Here is a 1464-nt window from a genome sequence, read left to right on the forward strand (position 1 = left end):
TAGTGAAGATGTTTAAATTGGATGGGCTAAAGCTAAAGTAGATAAAATTAATAATAGTGAGCTAAATTTAAATATTGATAAAATTAACTTAGCATTAGGGGGAGTTGATTTTATAAAAAATGGATATGCAAGCAAACAAGCCGAATTAAAAAATTATAAATTAGGTATGTATTATTTGGATGATAATTATGAAGGAGCTCCTTATTATCAAAAAAAATATAACTTTCAAAAGAATTAATGATACTTTGCTTTTAGACTGTAAAAGTTATATGAATAATTCTTCAGTAAAATATGGCTTTACAGGTATCTTTTATGGAGTTTGTTCTGATAATAAGAAAGTCTATTTTAAGTTGTTGAGGTGAAATGTTAATAAAAAATTGCTACTAATTTTAACTGCTATTTTATTAAGTGCATGTGGTGATAAAGTGCAAGATCAAAAAACTACGGGAGTCGCTTCTCAATCCACAAAAGCTAAGGTTAAAAAATCATCTAAAGCTAAGGTTAAACAATCATCTAAAGCTGAAAATAATGATCATATTGAGCTTTCATATGATCATTTAAATTCCAAGAAATCTTTTGGTTTTAATGAAAATTTAGAACAACCAAAATGTGAAATATTAGATAAATTTAATTTAATCTCTTACAAGTGTGAAATTTCAAAAAATGTGTTTGGTGCAAATAATGATGCAATTTTATTGGAAAATAATGAGCAAAGAGTTTTCGCTTATTCTAGTTTGAAAGACTGCAATGAAGCACTTGAAATACGGAATTCTAATGTGCCATAAGAAAAAATCTGACTTTTGCCAGCTTTTCATATTTAAAATTTCTAAAATATTTTCTAATACTTCTTCATTCGGTGCAAAATAATAAGTACCATCCATGGGGATATTACCAATTATTCTAAAAAAGTTGAAGCTGAGTATTAATTTGAGTAAAAAAGTAGTGCACGGGTTTATAGTGATTCTGCTGATAATTTAGAACTTGCTTTAGTACCAGGAGCTTATTTGACAGAAATTAAATAATTAATTTCTGAACAAGAAATAGAGTTTTTAGATGAAGAAGAAATTACTGGATGTGGTTGTGGAGAAGAGTATGAACATGATTGAAATTTTGCCGAGGAAGATAATACATTTTTTTCTATTTAAGATTAAAATTTTAATCATTTTAGCTCTTACATTTTGTGGAGCAATTATTGGTTCAAATGTCTATGCAAAAGAGATATTTAATGTTGAGTTGAAATGTAAAGATCATAATCAAGAGTATTGTGATATTATAAAAAATTCTGATAATAAAACTACTTTTATCTTAAAAAACATGAGATATCCTCAGGTTGATAAAGTAAATGAAAATCTTTTCCATGCTTATGGTAGTTGTGGTTCACCATGTCAATATCACTTCTTTATAAGTAAAAAGCAACAAGATCAAACTAAAGAGTTTATTGCTCTAGATAAAAATAATAATTGT

1 protein-coding gene and 2 pseudogenes are annotated in these 1464 nt (G+C 26.8%); all 3 read left to right on the forward strand.

Features of this window, described 5'->3' with window-relative positions; all coding sequences use genetic code 11:
- Positions 1 to 362 (forward strand): annotated as a pseudogene (locus tag SE27_RS14345) (hypothetical protein); the annotation flags it as partial.
- Positions 363 to 425: 63 nt separating this feature from the next.
- Positions 426 to 785, forward strand: coding sequence for a hypothetical protein (locus SE27_RS13910; RefSeq protein WP_158319087.1), 360 nt, complete (start codon positions 426 to 428; stop codon positions 783 to 785).
- Positions 786 to 1053: 268 nt separating this feature from the next.
- Positions 1054 to 1464: pseudogene (locus SE27_RS14350) on the forward strand (hypothetical protein); the annotation flags it as partial.

It is taken from the genome of Acinetobacter harbinensis (assembly GCF_000816495.1).
GTDB classification, from domain to species: Bacteria; Pseudomonadota; Gammaproteobacteria; order Pseudomonadales; family Moraxellaceae; genus Acinetobacter; species Acinetobacter harbinensis.